Here is a 15,764-nt window from a genome sequence, read left to right as displayed (position 1 = left end):
CATGCACCACAGCCGAACAATTAACAAGAGCGGTGCTCACAATTAAGAGCAACGATCTCGGATGTGGCAGACTCGCGACATGGCGGCACCACGAACGGCCCGTGCGATCGCACGCGCGGAGCTCACCCAGCAGATCAAGGACGAGGCGCTGCGCCAGCTCGGCGATGCGGGCGCCGGGGAGCTGTCGCTGCGCGCGATCTCCCGCGAGCTCGGCATGGTGTCATCGGCGTTGTACCGCTACTTCGCGAGCCGTGACGAGTTGCTGACGGCGTTGATCATCGACGCCTACGCCGACCTCGCCGACGCCCTTGACGCGGCGGACGCCAGGTTCGCCGACCCGGAGCAGGCCGCTCCGGCCGCAACCGGGACCGAGCAGGCCGCCCAGGCCGAGCGGTGGGCCACCGCGGCCGTGACCCTGCGGGACTGGGCGCTGGCCCAGCCGCACCGGTACTCGCTGCTGTACGGCACCCCGGTGCCCGGCTACCGCGCGCCGATGGAGACGACCGTGCCTGCCGAACGCGTCATGCTCGCGTTCTTCCGGCCGCTCGAAGCGGTGGCGCTCGCGGGCGACCCGGCCGGTGACGTCGCGGACGCTGACCGTCCGGACCCGGCCGCAGCGCACCCTGCCCAGCCGGTCGGGGATGTCGCCGACGCGGGCCTGAACGCCCAGCTCCGCAGCGCCGGGGCCCTGCTCGGTCCGCACATCACCCCGGTGCGCCTCGCCGCTGGGGTCGCCGCCCTGGCGCAGGTCATCGGGTTCGTCACCCTGGAGATCGGCGGCCATTTCCACGGCGGCTTCGAGCCGGCGGACGCCCTGTACGCCCAAGCGATCGAGGCACTGACCGGGTCACTGGGGCTGGTGGACTGACTCCGCGCGCTGCCGGGGTGGGGATCCGGCCGTCGGTCTCGGCGGCGAGAACAGCGCCTCCAGGCGCCGTCGCAGCGGCCGGTGCCATCGCTTCTCCACGAACCGGTGGATCAGCCACGCCAGGGCCAGGCACGTCCCGACGGCGACGATGAGGGTTGGCCACTTCCCGAGCGCCGGATGCAGTGCTTCGATGACCGCCCAGCCCACGTACTCGTGGGTGAGGTACAGCGGGTACGTGAGCGTGCCCACCGCGGTCAGCCAGCGCCAGTCCAGGTTCCGGATCGCGGGCACGAACGCGATCGTCGCGACCGCGGCCACGGCGCCCAGGACCGCCAGCGCGAGGATCAGTGGGGACACCTCGGCACCGGAGGCGATCGCCTCGATCGCCGACGTCTGCTTCACGGCGGCGATGAGCACCCCCTGTGCGGTGTTCAGGGCGGCCAGGGCCCACAGGCGCACGCTGTGGCCGTCCCGGTAGATCACGTACATCACCATCCCGGCGCCGAACATCGACGCCCAGCTCAGTGACGTCACGGTCTCGGTCGCCCCGGGCATGGTCAGGGTGAGCGCCGTGCCCACCAGCGGCAGCGCCGTCGCGACGAACAGGACGCGGCGCCTGGTCAGCCCGATCGCCACCATCACGGCCATGAGCAGGTAGAACTGCATCTCCACCCAGAGCGTCCAGTACACGCCGTCCACGTGCGCCACGCCGAACGGCTCGTGCAGCATGGTGAGGTTCGCGAGCACCTCGGCCGGTGACCGCGCGTCGAACGTCGGCCACAGCCAGCGCAGGGTCCCTGTGATCAGCACGGCGACCCAGAACGCCGGGTACAGCCGGCTCACCCGGGAGGCGACGAACGCGCCCGTGGAGCGGCCCCACGCCGACATCAGGATCACGAACCCGCTGAGCACGAAGAACAGGTGCATCCCGACGTAGCCGTACCGGAGCACATCGCTCAGCCCGGGGAAGAGCTCGTACGGCAGCACGCCGTCGCCCCACCGCCCGTGGTCCCGGGTGGTGAAGTGCATCAGCACCACGGTCAACGCGGCGAGCAGGCGCAGCGCGTCAAGGGCGCGCAGGCGCGGTGCGGCCGAGGGACTTCCGGTGGTGCTGGCTCCGATGGGTGCGGGGTGTTGCGCAGGTGCTGTGGTTGCGGTGGCCGGCCTCAACGGCCGCAGCCTCCGAGGTTCTCAGCCCCCCGCGAAGGGAGGGAGCACGTCCACCACGGTGTCGTCATCCAGGAAAACGTCATCGGGGGAGGCTACCCCGTCGACCAGGAGGGAACAACGGGAGAGCACCCGCTCCAGCGTCTCGCCGTGCCGGGCGACCATGAGTTCGCGCAGCTCCCCGACCGTGGCCGCGGCGAGCGACTCGCCGTGCCGACCAGCGGCTTCGGCGGCCGCTGCGAAGTAGCGCACCTGCGTCATCCGTTCCGCTCCGCTGCGCCGTCGGAGTGATGATCCCCACCCCGCGCGATCGCGAGCTCGGCCGTTCGGGCGCACGCGGCCCGGACCTGTTCGGGGCTCGCCCCCGCACCGACGGCGAGGCCCACGATGAACGCGCTGACGGGCGCGGCCGGGCGGTCCACGTGGTGGGCGACGTCCCGGGTCATGTCGAGCAGGGCACGCAGGTCCACCAAAGTGGGGTCCACGCCCAGTTCCACCGACAGTGTCTCGACCCAGTCCTGGATCGGGGGCAGTTCGCGACTCATCGATCCTCCTCGCCCATCCGTTGAGCTGACTCTGCCACATCGGCGGCCGACCACGGGCCGTCCTCGGTTCGCGGCTCTCCGGCCTCGTCGCGCGCGTACGCGACATCGCCCCAGGTGTCCACGTCCCGGGCGTCGAGACCGGGCACGGCGACCAGCCGCAGCGGCGCCATCAGGGCGCGCACGGAGGCATCCCGGACCGTCTCGAGCTCGGCGAGGGCCCGCCGCAGCGAGTCGCGTCGGTAGACGCCGGCCAGCCACTGCAGGCGGCCCGCGTGCTCCGCGCACGTCCCGTCCTCGTCGAGGCGCAGCGCCGCGTACCGCGCAAGAAGAGGGCCGACGGCGGTGCTCGCGAAGGGCAGGTCGCACGCCAGCACGAGGATGGGCGCCTCGGGTGCCGAACCCGTGTGCTCGAGCATGGCCCCGGTGGTCCGGTCCTCGAGCGCGGCCAGTCCGGCGGCGAGCCCGGCCACCGGCCCGCCGAACGGCGGGTCCTCGCTCGTGACGCGGACCTCGAGGCCGGGTGGCACGGGGGTTGCGGCGAGCGCGGGCGGCCCGACCACGACCGCTCGGATCGGAGGCTCCCCGGAGCTGTCCCGGGTGGCGCCGGTCCCGTCGTCGACCGGGGCGCCGGGACGGGCCCCGGCCGCGCCGGCGGCAGCCGCCGCGAGCACCCGCTCCAGCAGGGTCCGCCCGCCGATCCGCACATCGGGCTTGCTCGTCCCGCCGAGGCGTTCCGCGCGGCCGCCGGCGAGCACGATGACGTCCGGCGCCGCAGTCATCGCTCGTCAGTCCCGGTCCCGGTGCCAGTCCCCGGACTTGCCACCGGTCTTGGCCAGGAGCCGGATGCCGGTGATGGTGACCGACTTGTCCAGACCCTTGACCATGTCCACCACGTTCAACGCCGCGACGCTCACCGCGGTGAGGGCCTCCATCTCGACCCCGGTCCGGTCGGCGGTGCGGACGGTGGCGCGCAGGTGTACGCCGTCGTCGGCGATCTCGGCCTCGACCACGACCCCGTGCACCCCGATCACGTGGGCGAGCGGCAGCAGTTCCGGGGTCCGCTTCGCGGCGGCGATCCCGGCGACCCGGGCGACTGCGAGCACGTCCCCCTTCGGCACCGAGTCCTCCCGCAGCGCGGCGACCACGTGCGGCCCACACTCGACCAGCGCCTCGGCCGTGGCCGAGCGGACGGTCGGGACCTTCTCGGTGACGTCGACCATCCGGGCCTGACCGGCGCCGTCGAGATGGGTGAACTCGCTCATGATGCCCCCCGCAGCACGGCGACTGTGTCCCCGGCCCGGACCTCGTCGACGTCCGCGGCCACCCGGGCGAGCCCGTCCGCCCCGGCGAGCCCACCGACCAGGTGGGAGCCCGACCCGCGCCGCGCGGAGGGGCGCACCCGGACCGGCCCGCCTGCGCCGTCGTCCATCACGACCGGCATGTACTGCTCACGCCCGGGTGGCGAACGCCACCCCACCTCCGCGACGCCGTCGACCAGGACCGGCCGCGGGTCGGCGTCGCCGGCCAGGCGCCGCAGGCCCGGGCGGACGAACACCTCGAAGGAGACGTACACGCTCACCGGGTTGCCCGGGAGCGCGAAGACGACCGTGCCGTCGGCGAGGCGCCCGAACCCCTGCGGCTTGCCCGGCTGCATCGCGAGCGGCCCGAACCACATCGACGGCAGCGGCGCGAGCACGGCCTTGACCACGTCGAAGGCGCCGACGCTCACCCCGCCGGAGAGCACGATCGCGTCCACGTCGGGGGAGACCTCGGCTAGCAGTCTCGCGAACTCGGCCTCGTCGTCGGGCACGGCGCCGATCCGCACGGGGGTGCCGCCGGCCTCGGTCACGGACTGGGCGAGCAGGTAGGAGTTCGAGTCCGGGATCTGTCCCCAAGCGGGCGTGGTGCCGGGGTCCACGAGCTCGGTGCCGGTCGAGATGACGGCGACCCGGGGCCGCGGATGAACGGTCAGCGTGCCGTGCCCGGCGCCGGCTGCGGCCGCGAGGTGCCTGGCGGTGAGCCGGGTGCCGGCCCGCAGCACCTCCTCGCCCGGCGCGAGGTCGTCCCCGGCGCGACGGATGTGGGCCGCCTCGGCGGGTTCGGCGGTGATCGTCACCGTGGTGGTGCCGGCGTCGGTGTCCTCGACGGGCACCACGGCGTCCGCTCCTGGGGGCATCGGCGCCCCGGTCATGATCCGGGCCACGGTGCCCGGCCCGACGTCGGGGCGCTCGCTCGTCCCGGCGGGCAGGTCCGCGATCACCGGCAGGGTCACCGGATGGTCCGGCCCGGCGCCGATCAGGTCCGCGCGGCGCACCGCGTAGCCGTCCATGGCGGAGTTGTCGAAGAGCGGGATCGGCGTGCGGGAGCGCACGTCCGCCGCGAGCACCGCGCCGCCGGCCCCGCCGAGCGGCACGTCGCGGGCCTGCAACGGCTCGAGGGCGGCCAGCACGGCCCGCTGGTGCTCGGCGACCGAGCGCTTCACCGGGCCTCCCATGCGTCGATCCCCCCGGCCAGCACGGTGGTCTTGAACCCGGCCCGTTCGAACGCGGTCGCGGCCCGGTCGGCCCGCGGTCCGGTCTTGCAGTACAGAATGACCTCGGTGCCGGTGTCCAGGCCGGTGCGCCCGGCCTCGGTCAGTGCGAACGACAGCGGGATCAACTGGGCGCCCGGGATCGAGTTCTGGGCGAACTCGACGGGGTCGCGCACGTCGACGAGCTCGAAGTCGTCCTGGCGGTGACGACGCGCCTCGAGGCGACGGTTCAGTTCGGCGGGGGTGATCCGCCCGGGGCCCGACGGCGTGGCGTGCGTCGCATGGGCCGCGGCAGCGGGCGGGGGGCCGACGGTGGGCGGGGCGCCGGCGGTCGGCGCCGGATAGCCGCCCGGGGGCGGCGGGACCACGGTGACGGGCGCACCGGGTGGCGGCGCCGTGACGGTTGCACCGTACGTGGCCGGCGGCACCCGCATGGCTGGGGCGGCGGGGCGCAGCGGGATCTCGCTCCAGCGCGCGTTCAGTGCGTCGACCACCAGGACCCGGCCGAGCAGCGGCTCACCGAACCCGGCGATGAGCTTCAGGGCCTCCGCGGCCATCACCGAGCCGACCTGCCCGCAGAGCACGCCGAGTACCCCGGCCTCGGCGCAGGACGGCACCGAACCCTCCGGCGGCGCCTGCGGGAACAGATCGCGCAGCGTCACCGGGGTGGCCGGTGCGGGCGGGCGGGACCAGAACACCGAGATCTGGGCGTCGAACTGGAAGATCGAGGCCCACACGAGTGGGATCCCGAGCCTGGCGCAGGTGTCATTGACCGCGTAGCGGGTGGTGAAGTTGTCGGTACCGTCGAGCACCACGTCGTAGCCGGCGAGGTACTGCTCGGCGTTGTAGGCGTCCAGGCGCACGGCGTGCTTGATGAGGGTGGCCTGCGGGGCGATCTCGGTGATCCTCTCCGCGGCCGAGTCCACCTTGCGGCGGCCGAGGTCGGCCACGGTGTGCAGGACCTGGCGCTGCAGGTTCGAGCGTTCCACCACGTCGTCGTCGATGATCGCGATGGTGCCAATGCCCGCGGCGGCGAGGTACTGCAGCACCGGGGAGCCGAGTCCGCCGGCGCCCACCACGGCCACCTTCGCGGCCATGATCCGACGCTGGCCGTCCTCGCCGACCTGGGGCAGCATCAGGTGCCTGGCCAGCCGCTCGGAATCGGCGCGGGTCAGCGGCGGACCGGGGGCAACGAGCGGCGGCAGCGGCATGGTCCCACCGTATCCCGTGCGTGCGGGGTTCCGGCCGTCGCGGGCCGGGCGCCTGGCTGCCGCCGGCATGCGGCGCGGAGCCCTGGCAGTGGGATCGGTGAGGCAGTCCCTCGCGCCTGAACAAGAACGTTCTGCGGTTCTGATTCGGGCGGGGGGTTCTGTCTGAGCGGGTGGCCTGTCAGGTGCGGGGGCGCGGGCCGGAGGGAAGGGGTCAGCGTGGGGGCATCCGGAGGGCGCCGTCGAGGCGGATGACCTCGCCGTTCAGCAGGGAGTTGTCCACGATGTGCGCGGCGAGCGCGGCGTACTCGTCGGGGCGCCCGAGCCGGGACGGGTGTGGCACCAGCGCCTCGAGGGAGGTGCGGGTCTCCTCCGGCAGGCCCGCCATCATCGGCGTCTCCATGACCCCGGGGGCGATGGTCACCACCCGGATGCCCAGGCCCGCGAGGTCGCGGGCGGCGGTGAGGGTCAGCGCGACCACGCCACCCTTCGACGACGCGTACGCGGCCTGGCCCACCTGCCCGTCGTACGCGGCGACCGACGCCGTCATCACGACGACGCCGCGATCGCCGTCGACCTCCTCGTTGCCGGCCATCGCCTCCGCGGCCAGGCGCAGCACGTTGAACGTGCCGATCAGGTTGATCTCGATGACGGAGCGGTAGGCGTCCAGCGGGAGCAGACCCTTCCTGCCGAGGATGCGGCCGGGGGTCGCGACGCCGGCGCAGGTCACCGCGACGCGCAGCTCGCCGAGCTCAACGGCCCTGGCGACGGCGGCGCGTACCTGGGCCTCGTCGCGCACGTCCGTGGGGGCGAACGCGGCGCGCGGGCCGAGCTCGTCGGCAAGCTCGGCGCCGCGGGAGGTCGGCAGGTCCGCCAGGACGACGGCGGCGCCGTCGGCGAGCAGGCGCCGGGCGGTCGCCTCGCCCAGGCCGGACGCCGCGCCGGAGATGAGAGCAACGCTGCTCGGTGTGATGCGCATGCGCCTCAATGTAACGAACGGCGGGGCGTGGCGAACGGCCGCTCGCCCGGCGCCGGAGCACTCGGCCGAACGGGCCCTGTGGCGCAGGTGCGAGTGGTTTCCGCACATCTAGGACGCAGATGCGTTGATATGCTCCGCTGCGTGACGCACTATCGGATCAGTGAGGCCGCCCGGCTGCTCGGCGTGAGCGCGGACACCGTGCGCCGCTGGGTGGAGTCCGGGTCGCTGACCGCCGGCCGTGACGAGGCCGGCAGGCAGGTGATCCCCGGGGTGGACCTGGCTCGCTGGGCGAAGGAGCTCGCGCACGCCCCCGAGGACCCCACCGGAGCCGCGAGCAGCGCCCGGAACCGGTTCGTCGGACTCGTCACGAACATCGTCGCGGACACCGTGATGGCCCAGGTCGAGCTGCAGTGCGGCCCGTTCCGGGTCGTCTCGCTGATGTCCAGCGAGGCCGTGCGGGACCTCGGCCTCGAGGTCGGATCCACCGCCGTCGCCGTCGTCAAGGCGACCACCGTGATCGTGGAAGCAGAGAGGCACTCCCGATGACCCGTTCCCTCCCGACCCGCCGCGGACCCCGTCGTCTGATCGCCCTGCTCGGGGCGACCGCGGCCGGCCTGGCCCTGGTGGCGTGCTCCTCCGGGGGCGGTGCCGAGGACCCGACCGACGCAGGCTCCGGCGCCGAGACCGGCGAGGCCGCCGACGAGGTCGGTGGCACCCTGACGGTGTTCGCCGCCGCCTCGCTGCAGGAGTCCTTCGACGAGCTGCTCGCGGCGTTCGCCGAGCAGTACCCGGACGTCGAGGTCGCCCCGGCCGTCTACGACGGCTCCTCCACCCTCACCACCCAGCTCGAGGAGGGCGCGAGCGCGGACGTGCTCGCGACCGCGAACGAGGAGACGATGGAGCGCATCACGACCGCGGACCTGGCCGCGAGCACGCCGGAACTGTTCGCGACGAACACCCTCGTGATCGCCGTCCCCACCGGCAACCCGGAGGGCATCGCCGACCTGCCCGACCTGAACGAGACCACGTTCGTGATCTGCGCGCCGGAGGTGCCCTGCGGGGACGCCACTGCCGAACTGTTCGAGGTCGCGGGCTTCGACGGGACTCCGGTCAGTCAGGAGCAGAACGTGACGGCGGTCGCCGAGCGGGTGGTCAACGGCGACGTGGGCGCGGGGCTCGTGTACGGCACCGACGTGGCCTCCCGCTCCGACGAGCTCGAGGCCGTGGTGCCGACCGGCGCCGATGACATCGTGAACAACTACCCGATCGTCGAGCTCGAGGACGCCCAGCCCGCCGCCGCGCTGTTCGTGGAGTTCGTCCTCTCCGACGAGGGTCGGGCGGTGCTGGCGGAGTACGGCTTCGGCGCACCGTGACCACTCGCCCGGACGACTCCGCAGGCCCGCCGGCCCCGGTCGGCCGGGCCTCCGTGGCGTCGTCCACGCGCTCCTCGCGTGGCGAGCGGGGCACCGCGCCCCGCCCGCTGCCGGTTCTGCTCGTCGTGCCCGCGGTGCTCGGGCTCGCGGCCGTGCTGCTGCCGCTCGCGGCCCTGTTCCCGCGGGTGGACTGGGCCACGTTCCCCGCGGCGATCACCTCCCCGGCGGCCCTGGCCGCGCTGAGCCTGTCGTTGCGGACCGGGCTCGCAGCCATGGCCTGCTGCCTCGTCCTCGGGGTGCCGCTCGCGCTGTACATGTCCCGGGCGCCGGCCCGGCTGGCGGAGGTGCTGCGGATCGTCGTCACCCTGCCCCTGGTGCTGCCGCCGCTCGTGGGCGGCATGGCGCTGCTCTACCTGTTCGGTGTCAACGGCTACCTCGGTGCCGTCCTGACGATGTTCGGGATCACGATCCCGTTCAGCACCGTCGCCGTGGTGATGGCCCAGACGTTCGTGGCGATGCCGTTCCTGGTGATCTCGCTCGAGGGCGCGCTGCGCACGGCCGGCACCCGGTACGAGTTCGTCGCCGCGACCCTCGGCGCCGGCCGCTGGACCGTGCTGCGGCGGATCACCCTGCCGCTGGTCATGCCGGGGCTGATCGCGGGCACCGTGCTCGCCTTCGCCCGCGCCGTCGGTGAGTTCGGCGCCACCGCGCTGTTCGCCGGCAACCAGCCCGGCGTCACCCAGACCATGCCGATGGCGATCTACACGGCGTTCAACGGCGCCGGGGTCACCCGGGACTCCGCGCTCGCGCTGGCGGTGCTGCTGGTCGTGGTCTCGCTCGTGATCCTGCTCGCGCTGCGTGACTGGCGCCGCCGGGAGGCGTGGTGACCGCGCCGGCCGCGGGGGTCGCGGCGGCCGTCCGGGTGGAACGGGGCCACTTCATCCTGGACGTGGAGCTCGACGTGCCGGCCGGGGAGGTGCTGGCCGTGGTGGGCCCGAACGCGTCCGGCAAGTCCACGTTCCTGCACGTGCTGGCCGGCCTGGTCCGCCCGACCGTCGGCACGGTGCGGGTGGGGGAGCGGGTCCTCACCCGCCGCGGGCCGCGCGGCCCGGAGCCGGACGTCATGGTCGCGCCCGAGCATCGCGGCATCGGCCTGCTCGGTCAGGACCCGTTGCTGTTCCCGCACCTGAGTGCCACCGAGAACGTCGCGTTCGGCCTGCGCAGCGCAGGCCTGCGGGCCGGGCCGGCTCGCGAGCGTGCTCGTGACTGGTTGACCAAGGTCGGCCTGGACGGCGTGGGTGACCGGCGTCCGAGCGCCCTCTCCGGCGGGCAGCAGCAGCGGGTCGCGATCGCCCGGGCCCTGGCCGCCGAGCCCGCCGTGCTGCTGCTGGACGAGCCGCTCGCAGCGCTGGACGCGACGTCGGCCCCGCAGATCCGGCAGCTCCTGGCCGAACAGGTCCGGGCCACCGGCACCACGGCCGTGGTGGTCTCGCACGACGTGCTCGACGCCGTGGTGCTCGCCGACCACGTCGCCGTCCTGCGTGACGGCACGCTCGTGGAGCGGGGCCGCTGCGTGGCCGTCTTCAGCGCGCCCCGGACGGCGTTCACCGCCGCGCTCGTGGGCACGAACCTGCTCGCCGGCCGCCGCGACCGCACCGGCGTGCGCACCTCGGTCGGGGTGCTCGAAGTGGCGGACGGGCGGGTCGCTGCGGACCCAGCCGGAGGCGGCGCACCGGCCGGCGAGCCGGACGCGCCCGTGGGGCGCAGTGCGCCCGACGTGCCCGACGGCGGGGCGTGCGTCGTGCGGTTCCGGCCCTCCGCCGTCGAACTCTTCGAGGCCCGGCCCGACGGGCCGAACGCGTTCGAGGCGACCGTGCGGTGGCTCGAGCCGGCCACCGGCGGGGTCCGGGTCCGGCTGGCCGGGGCACCGGAGCTGCTCGCCGACCTCGAACCCGCGCAGGCGCAGGGGGACTGGTTACGACCCGGAGGCCGCGTGTGGGCGCGCGTCGACCCGGCCGCCGTCCACCTGGCGCCCGCCGCTTGAGCGGACCGGCAGGCGCACCTCGATGGTGGTCCCGCCGCCCGGCGTGGGCCGGTGCCTGACGGTCCCGCCGTGCGCGGCCACGATCGTGGCGACGATGGCCAGGCCGAGGCCCGAGCCGCCGCCGGCGTTGCGGGCCCTGGAGGAGTCCGGCCGGTAGAAGCGTTCGAAGACCCGCTCGCCGTCCTCCGGGCGGATCCCGGGGCCGTGGTCGCGGACCTCGATGACGGCTGCGAGGGGCTCTGCGGGGGACTTGCCGGGGGCCGGCGGCTCGGTATGGACCGCGATCTCCACCGGGGTGCCCCTGGGCGTGTGCTGCACGACGTTGCCGATCAGGTTCGTCACCACCTGCCGGATCCGGTCCGAGTCGGCGTCGACCCAGACCGGGCCGGTGGCCTGCAGCGTGCCGTCCCGGCTGGGATCCAGTGCGCGCAGGTCGGCCAGCGAGTCGGCCGCGACGGCGGTCAGGTCCACTCGCGTCAGCTTCAGCTCGCGGCCCTCGTCGAGGCGGGCCAGGGCGAGCAGGTCGCCGACGAGATTGCCCATCCGCACCGACTCGTTCTCGATCCGGCTCATGGTGGCGCCGACCTCCTCCGGAGGCACGGCGCCCATCCGGTACAGCTCGCCGTAGCCACGGATCGAGGCGAGCGGCGTGCGCAGCTCGTGGGAGGCGTCCGAGACGAACCTGCGCATCCGCTGCTCGGAGGCGGCCTGCGCCGCGAACGAGGCCTCGAGCTTCGCGACCATCGAGTTGAACGACGCGCCGAGGCGGCCGACCTCCGTGGTGGTCGGCTGGGCGGGAACCCGTCGGCTCAGGTCGCCGCCGGCGATCGCGGCGGCGGTGTTCTCGATGTCGCGCAGGCCGCGCAGGGAGCGCTGCACGGCGATGTACCCGGCTACCGCACCGATGATGACGACGCCGGCGCCGACACCGCCCATCACCAGGCGCATCAGGGAGAGCGTCTTGTCCATGGAGCTGAGCGGCAGGGCGATCGCGATGGCACCCTGCTCCGCGCCGGTCTGGTCCTCCAGCGGCGCGACCGCGACCCGCCAGCTCGGCCCGGTCTCGACCGAGCGCACCGTCACGAACGCCCACTCGTCCCCGGTCACACCGTCAAGGTCCGGGATGTTCGGGACCGCGTGCTCGGTGGTGGCCGGGATGTCCACCGGGTCGGGATCGTCGTCGCGGATGATCCGCAGGTAGTAGTCGCTCGGCAGCATCTCGTTGGGGCCGCGGAACTGCAGCGTGTCGAGCACCTGGTTGGCGGTGTTCACACCGGCGGTGCGCAGCTGCTCGTCGACCTGGTTGATCAAGGACCGCTGCAGCAGCGTGTAGGCGGCGAACGAGGCGACCGACAGCGCGACCAGGAGCAGCCCCGCGGTGATCAGGGACAGGCGGAGCCGCAGCGGCAGCCGGGACTGCCGGGCCATGTCAGGGCTCGCGCAGGACGTAGCCCACGCCCCGCTTGGTGTGGATCAGGGCCGGCGAGTCGGGGGTGAACGGCGCGTCGATCTTGCGGCGCAGATAGGAGATGTAGGACTCCACGATCGCGCCGTCGCCGCCCCAGTTGTACGCCCACACATGGTCGAGGATCTGGGACTTGGACAGCACCCGGCCCGCGTTCAGCATCAGGTAGCGCAGCAGCGTGAACTCGGTGGGGGACAGGTCGATCTCCTGCCCGCCGCGGCGCACCTCGTGGGCGTCCTCGTCGAGCTCCAGGTCGGCCACGCGCAGCATCGAGTCCTCGAGCGCCGCCGTCGCCTGGGCGCGACGCAGCACCGCCCGGATCCGGGCGATCACCTCGTCGAGGCTGAACGGCTTGGTGACGTAGTCGTCACCGCCGACGGTCAGGCCGGCGATCTTGTCCGCCGTGTCGTCGCGCGCGGTCAGGAACAGCACCGGGAAGTGCGCGCCCTGCTCGCGCAGGCGGCGGGTCACGGTGAAGCCGTCCAGGTCCGGCAGCATGACATCGAGGACGATCAGGTCCGGCTGCATCTCCAGGGCGCGGCGCATGGCCTGCTGCCCGTCCGCGGCGACCTCGACCTCGAAGCCGGCGAACCGCAGTGATGCGGACAGCAGTTCGCGGATGTTCGGCTCGTCGTCGACCACCAGGAGGCGGGCCTCGGTGGTCCCGGTGGTGGCCGGCGCAGGGGCTTGGCTCGTTCTCATGAGACCCAGTGTGGCGCGCAAGTCTGGAAGTTTCCTGGGAGCCGCCTGGGGGATCGCCCAGGAACCGGCCGGCGCGAGGCACCCGAAGGGCAAAACGTCCGGCCCGACGGCGGTGGTCCGGTCGCCTCAGGGCGTCGCCTCGACGCGTGCGTAGACGGCCAGCTGCCAGACCAGGCGCAGGTGCTCGGCGTGCACGCGACGGAACCCGGCCGCGACCAGGCGGTCATGGATCGGCGTGACGTCGTGCACGAACGCCCGGTAGCCGCGGTAGACCCCGGGCCGGGCCCGGAACCAGAGGTTGCCGACGCGCAGCACCGCACGGTTGATCAGGCCCATCGCGCCGGACGAGCGTGGCAGCACGAACGCGTAGCCGCGGCCGGCCGCGGCCACCGTGTGGTCCACCAGGGCGACCGGGTCGGGATAGCAGCAGATCACCCGGTTCAGGGTGACCAGATCGCTGGGCGGCAGGTCGGCGACGGAGCCGTCGGCCACCTCGAACCGCGCCTTCGCCGCGAACCCGCGCTCCGCGGCGAGGCCCCGCGCGGCCTCGACGGCCCCGGGCCCGAGGTCGAAACCGGTGGCCCGGGCGGCGCCCCGCTCGAGGGCACCGACGACGAGGGTCCCGGCTCCGGCGCCGATGTCGAGCACTGAGCGGCCGGTGAGCCCCACCCGGGCGAGGCCGTCGAGCAGGGCGGACGTGACGCCGTCGGCCCCCATGCGCCGCGCGCGGCGCGACTGCGAGCGTGCCCAGTCGTCGAAACAGCAGCCGGGCGGGTCCTCGCCGTCAGTCATGTCACCAGTGTGCCCCGGGGGCCGCGAGTGCGAACCTGGGATCGGTCGAGGCCGGGCCGGGACCATCCTCGTGGGCATGGATGACCAGGTGATGGGGCTGCGCCGAGCGCGCCGGCCGTCGGGGTGGTTGTTCGCGGGCTCGATCGTGATCGTGCCGGTCGGGCCGGTCCTGGCGCTGGCCGTCGCGGCCGTGCTCGCACAGGTGCCCGGGACGGGTGACCTGGCGCCGTCCGGGTGGCCGTGGCACTGGGTCTCGTTCTGGCTCGCCGTCTCCATGGTGGCCTCGGTGCTGCTCTGCGTCGTCGGCCTGCACGCACACACCTGGGTCGGACGGGCCGTCTGGCTCCGGCTCGCCGAGCTCGCCTCCTTCACGGACTGGCGGATCGGCTCGTGGTGGCACGCCCGGACCGGCGGGGCCTAGAGGTAGCGCAGCGGGTCGAACGCCTCCAGCGGGATGATCCGCACCCGCGGCAGCGGCGCGTTGAAGGCGCCGAGGTCGTCCTCGAGGTCGAACAGGCTCAGGCCCCGGTCGGTCAGTTCGGACAGCTTCGCGCTGACGAACTCACGGAAACACAACACGCCGACCCGGCGATCGCCGTCGAGCAGTCGTTCCACCTGCGGCACAAAGTCGCCGTCGTGGCTGGCGAGCAGCACGTCGCCCTGGCGGTCCTCCAGCGCCGCCAGGGTGCGCTGGATGCCGATGTCGACGACCTTTTCGCTGCCGCTCCCGGCGAGCGGGATCGGGTGATAGCCCATCGCGAGCAGCGCCTGGATGAAACTCATCGGCATCTGGCCGGAGGTGGCGTTCAGGAAGAACAGACCCGTCACGGGCTGCCCCCAGGCCTGCTTCGCGAAGTCCGTGATCCGGTCCCACCGGGGCCGCTCGTCCGGCGTGGGCCGGTGGTTCAGGACGCTCAGGCCGAGGGTGGCATCGATGTTCTCGCCGTCCACGAGGAGGTAGGTCTGTCGCGGGGCGGGCGTCGGGGTCTCGAGCATGCTCACACCCTATGGGTCGGCGGTGCGATCCGCCGTGGGTGTTCGCTCGGCGGCCCGCGGGCGCGGTCCCGCGAGCGGACGCCGTGGGGGGCGGCACCCGGACCGGGTACCGCCCCCACGCAACGCGTTCCGCCCTACACCGGGCGGTGCTGCACAGCGCTCAGTAGCGTTGCTCGTCGGTGCTCGGCTGACCCTCCTCGGCGGGGGCCGCGGCGTAGTCCTGCTCACCGACCGTGGCCGAGGGCTGGTACCCGCTCGGCTCGTCGGTGATCTGCGGAGCGGCCGGGGCCGCCCCGAGCGCACCGGCCTTCAGCGCGGCGAACCGCGCGTCGACCTCGAGCGCGTCACCGGTCATCTCCAGCTCGGCGAACTGCGAGTCGAGCGAGGACGCCGCGATCTCCGCCTTGCCGGCCACGAGTGCCTCCTGACGGCGGATGTTGTCCTCGTACCGGGACAGCTCGCTGGTGGGGTCGAGCACGTTGATCGAGGCGACGGCGTCCTGGACCTTGGCCTGGGCCTCGGCGGTCTTCGCACGCGCGGCCAGCTGGTCGCGCTTGATCTTCAGCTCGCCGAGCTTGTCCTTCATGATGGCGAGGCCGTGCTTGAGCTTGTCGACGACCTCGTTCTGCGAGCGCAGGATCGGCTCGGACTGCTTCACCTCGGTCTCGAAACCGACCTGCTTCTGGAGGGCGACCTTGGCCAGGTTGTCGTACCGGTCGGCAGCGGCGTTGTCGCCGGAGCCGCGCAGCTGGTCGGCCTTCTGCGAGGCTGCGAGGGCCTTGTTGCCCCAGTCCCGAACGGCAGCGACGTCTTCGTTGTAGTCCTGCTCGGCGAGGCGCAGGTTGCCGATCGTCTGAGCGACGGCCTGCTCGGCCTCGGCGATGTTGTTCGTGTAGTCCCGGACCAGCTGGTCCAGCATCTTCTCCGGGTCCTCGGCGCGGTCGATCAGCGAGTTGATGTTCGCGCGGGTCAACTGGGCGATGCGCCCGAGGATGCTCTGCTTCTCAGCCACTGTGTTTCCTTTCATCGTCTGCGAAGACGTGGTGGGTGTTACGGGCAAATCTACGGGTCGTGCTGCCGTTGGTCGGGGGTTGT

19 protein-coding genes are annotated in these 15,764 nt (G+C 73.3%); 6 read left to right on the top strand and 13 right to left on the bottom strand.

What is annotated here, in order from left to right; all coding sequences use genetic code 11:
* Positions 1–79 precede the first annotated feature (79 nt).
* Positions 80–868, top strand: a complete 789-nt coding sequence (locus GKS42_RS21030; RefSeq protein ID WP_154795602.1) for a TetR/AcrR family transcriptional regulator — start codon at positions 80–82, stop codon at positions 866–868.
* Here the strand turns inward: GKS42_RS21030 and GKS42_RS21025 are convergent.
* The 8 genes from GKS42_RS21025 to GKS42_RS20990 form a co-directional block, all read right to left on the bottom strand.
* Positions 848–2,038 carry an acyltransferase family protein gene (locus GKS42_RS21025; RefSeq protein ID WP_168217937.1) on the bottom strand — a complete coding sequence of 397 codons (1,191 nt, stop codon included), beginning with the start codon at positions 2,036–2,038 and terminating at the stop codon, positions 848–850. The genes GKS42_RS21030 and GKS42_RS21025 overlap by 21 nt on opposite strands.
* A 21-nt stretch (positions 2,039–2,059) precedes the next feature.
* Complete coding sequence (locus GKS42_RS21020; RefSeq protein WP_154795600.1) at positions 2,060–2,296, bottom strand: MoaD/ThiS family protein; 237 nt, start codon at positions 2,294–2,296, stop codon at positions 2,060–2,062.
* Positions 2,293–2,580 carry a DUF6457 domain-containing protein gene (locus tag GKS42_RS21015; RefSeq protein ID WP_154795599.1) on the bottom strand — a complete coding sequence of 96 codons (288 nt, stop codon included), beginning with the start codon at positions 2,578–2,580 and terminating at the stop codon, positions 2,293–2,295. Before GKS42_RS21015 ends, GKS42_RS21020 begins: the two co-directional genes overlap by 4 nt.
* Complete coding sequence (gene mobA / locus GKS42_RS21010) at positions 2,577–3,359, bottom strand: molybdenum cofactor guanylyltransferase (RefSeq protein WP_210769236.1); 783 nt, start codon at positions 3,357–3,359, stop codon at positions 2,577–2,579. Before mobA ends, GKS42_RS21015 begins: the two co-directional genes overlap by 4 nt.
* Positions 3,360–3,365: 6 nt before the next feature.
* Positions 3,366–3,842, bottom strand: coding sequence for a cyclic pyranopterin monophosphate synthase MoaC (moaC, locus tag GKS42_RS21005; RefSeq protein WP_154795598.1), 477 nt, complete (start codon positions 3,840–3,842; stop codon positions 3,366–3,368).
* Entirely contained in the window at positions 3,839–5,074 is a 1,236-nt protein-coding gene (locus tag GKS42_RS21000) for a molybdopterin molybdotransferase MoeA (RefSeq protein WP_154795597.1), read from the bottom strand. The genes moaC and GKS42_RS21000 overlap by 4 nt, the downstream gene beginning before the upstream one ends.
* Positions 5,059–6,321 carry a ThiF family adenylyltransferase gene (locus tag GKS42_RS20995; protein ID WP_154795596.1) on the bottom strand — a complete coding sequence of 421 codons (1,263 nt, stop codon included), beginning with the start codon at positions 6,319–6,321 and terminating at the stop codon, positions 5,059–5,061. The genes GKS42_RS21000 and GKS42_RS20995 overlap by 16 nt, the downstream gene beginning before the upstream one ends.
* A gap of 211 nt (positions 6,322–6,532) precedes the next feature.
* Positions 6,533–7,297 (bottom strand): SDR family NAD(P)-dependent oxidoreductase, encoded by a 765-nt coding sequence (locus GKS42_RS20990; RefSeq protein ID WP_154795595.1) that lies wholly within the window; start codon positions 7,295–7,297, stop codon positions 6,533–6,535.
* Between the two features lie 141 nt (positions 7,298–7,438).
* Between GKS42_RS20990 and GKS42_RS20985 the strand changes: the two genes are divergently transcribed.
* From GKS42_RS20985 to GKS42_RS20970, 4 genes are all read left to right on the top strand, one after another.
* A complete protein-coding gene (locus GKS42_RS20985; protein ID WP_154795594.1) occupies positions 7,439–7,843 on the top strand; it encodes a TOBE domain-containing protein in 405 nt (134 codons plus the stop codon).
* Complete coding sequence (modA, locus tag GKS42_RS20980; RefSeq protein WP_154795593.1) at positions 7,840–8,670, top strand: molybdate ABC transporter substrate-binding protein; 831 nt, start codon at positions 7,840–7,842, stop codon at positions 8,668–8,670. Before GKS42_RS20985 ends, modA begins: the two co-directional genes overlap by 4 nt.
* A 107-nt stretch (positions 8,671–8,777) precedes the next feature.
* A complete protein-coding gene (locus GKS42_RS20975) occupies positions 8,778–9,557 on the top strand; it encodes an ABC transporter permease (protein WP_154796877.1) in 780 nt (259 codons plus the stop codon).
* Positions 9,554–10,714 (top strand): ABC transporter ATP-binding protein, encoded by a 1,161-nt coding sequence (locus GKS42_RS20970; protein ID WP_154795592.1) that lies wholly within the window; start codon positions 9,554–9,556, stop codon positions 10,712–10,714. Before GKS42_RS20975 ends, GKS42_RS20970 begins: the two co-directional genes overlap by 4 nt.
* Here the strand turns inward: GKS42_RS20970 and GKS42_RS20965 are convergent.
* From GKS42_RS20965 to GKS42_RS20955, 3 genes are all read right to left on the bottom strand, one after another.
* The gene (locus GKS42_RS20965; RefSeq protein ID WP_154795591.1) at positions 10,646–12,142 is read right to left on the bottom strand and encodes a sensor histidine kinase; all 1,497 of its coding nucleotides are present in this window, start codon (positions 12,140–12,142) and stop codon (positions 10,646–10,648) included. The two genes, GKS42_RS20970 and GKS42_RS20965, sit on opposite strands and share 69 nt — an antisense overlap.
* A 1-nt stretch (position 12,143) precedes the next feature.
* Positions 12,144–12,881 (bottom strand): response regulator transcription factor, encoded by a 738-nt coding sequence (locus GKS42_RS20960; protein WP_154795590.1) that lies wholly within the window; start codon positions 12,879–12,881, stop codon positions 12,144–12,146.
* A gap of 126 nt (positions 12,882–13,007) precedes the next feature.
* Positions 13,008–13,673, bottom strand: coding sequence for a class I SAM-dependent methyltransferase (locus GKS42_RS20955; RefSeq protein ID WP_168217936.1), 666 nt, complete (start codon positions 13,671–13,673; stop codon positions 13,008–13,010).
* Positions 13,674–13,749: 76 nt separating this feature from the next.
* On the opposite strand from GKS42_RS20955, the gene GKS42_RS26070 reads away from it, so the two are divergent.
* Complete coding sequence (locus GKS42_RS26070) at positions 13,750–14,094, top strand: hypothetical protein (protein WP_168217935.1); 345 nt, start codon at positions 13,750–13,752, stop codon at positions 14,092–14,094.
* On the opposite strand, the gene GKS42_RS20950 is transcribed toward GKS42_RS26070, so the two are convergent.
* Together GKS42_RS20950 and GKS42_RS20945 are read right to left on the bottom strand one after the other, a co-directional pair.
* A complete protein-coding gene (locus GKS42_RS20950) occupies positions 14,091–14,669 on the bottom strand; it encodes an NYN domain-containing protein (RefSeq protein WP_154795588.1) in 579 nt (192 codons plus the stop codon). The two genes, GKS42_RS26070 and GKS42_RS20950, sit on opposite strands and share 4 nt — an antisense overlap.
* Positions 14,670–14,829: 160 nt before the next feature.
* Positions 14,830–15,696 carry a PspA/IM30 family protein gene (locus GKS42_RS20945; protein WP_210769235.1) on the bottom strand — a complete coding sequence of 289 codons (867 nt, stop codon included), beginning with the start codon at positions 15,694–15,696 and terminating at the stop codon, positions 14,830–14,832.
* Between the last annotated feature and the right edge of the window lie 68 nt (positions 15,697–15,764).

It is taken from the genome of Occultella kanbiaonis, assembly GCF_009708215.1.
In the GTDB taxonomy this organism is placed as follows: Bacteria; Actinomycetota; Actinomycetes; order Actinomycetales; family Beutenbergiaceae; genus Occultella; species Occultella kanbiaonis.
This window is presented reverse-complemented; position numbering and strand designations above follow the sequence as displayed.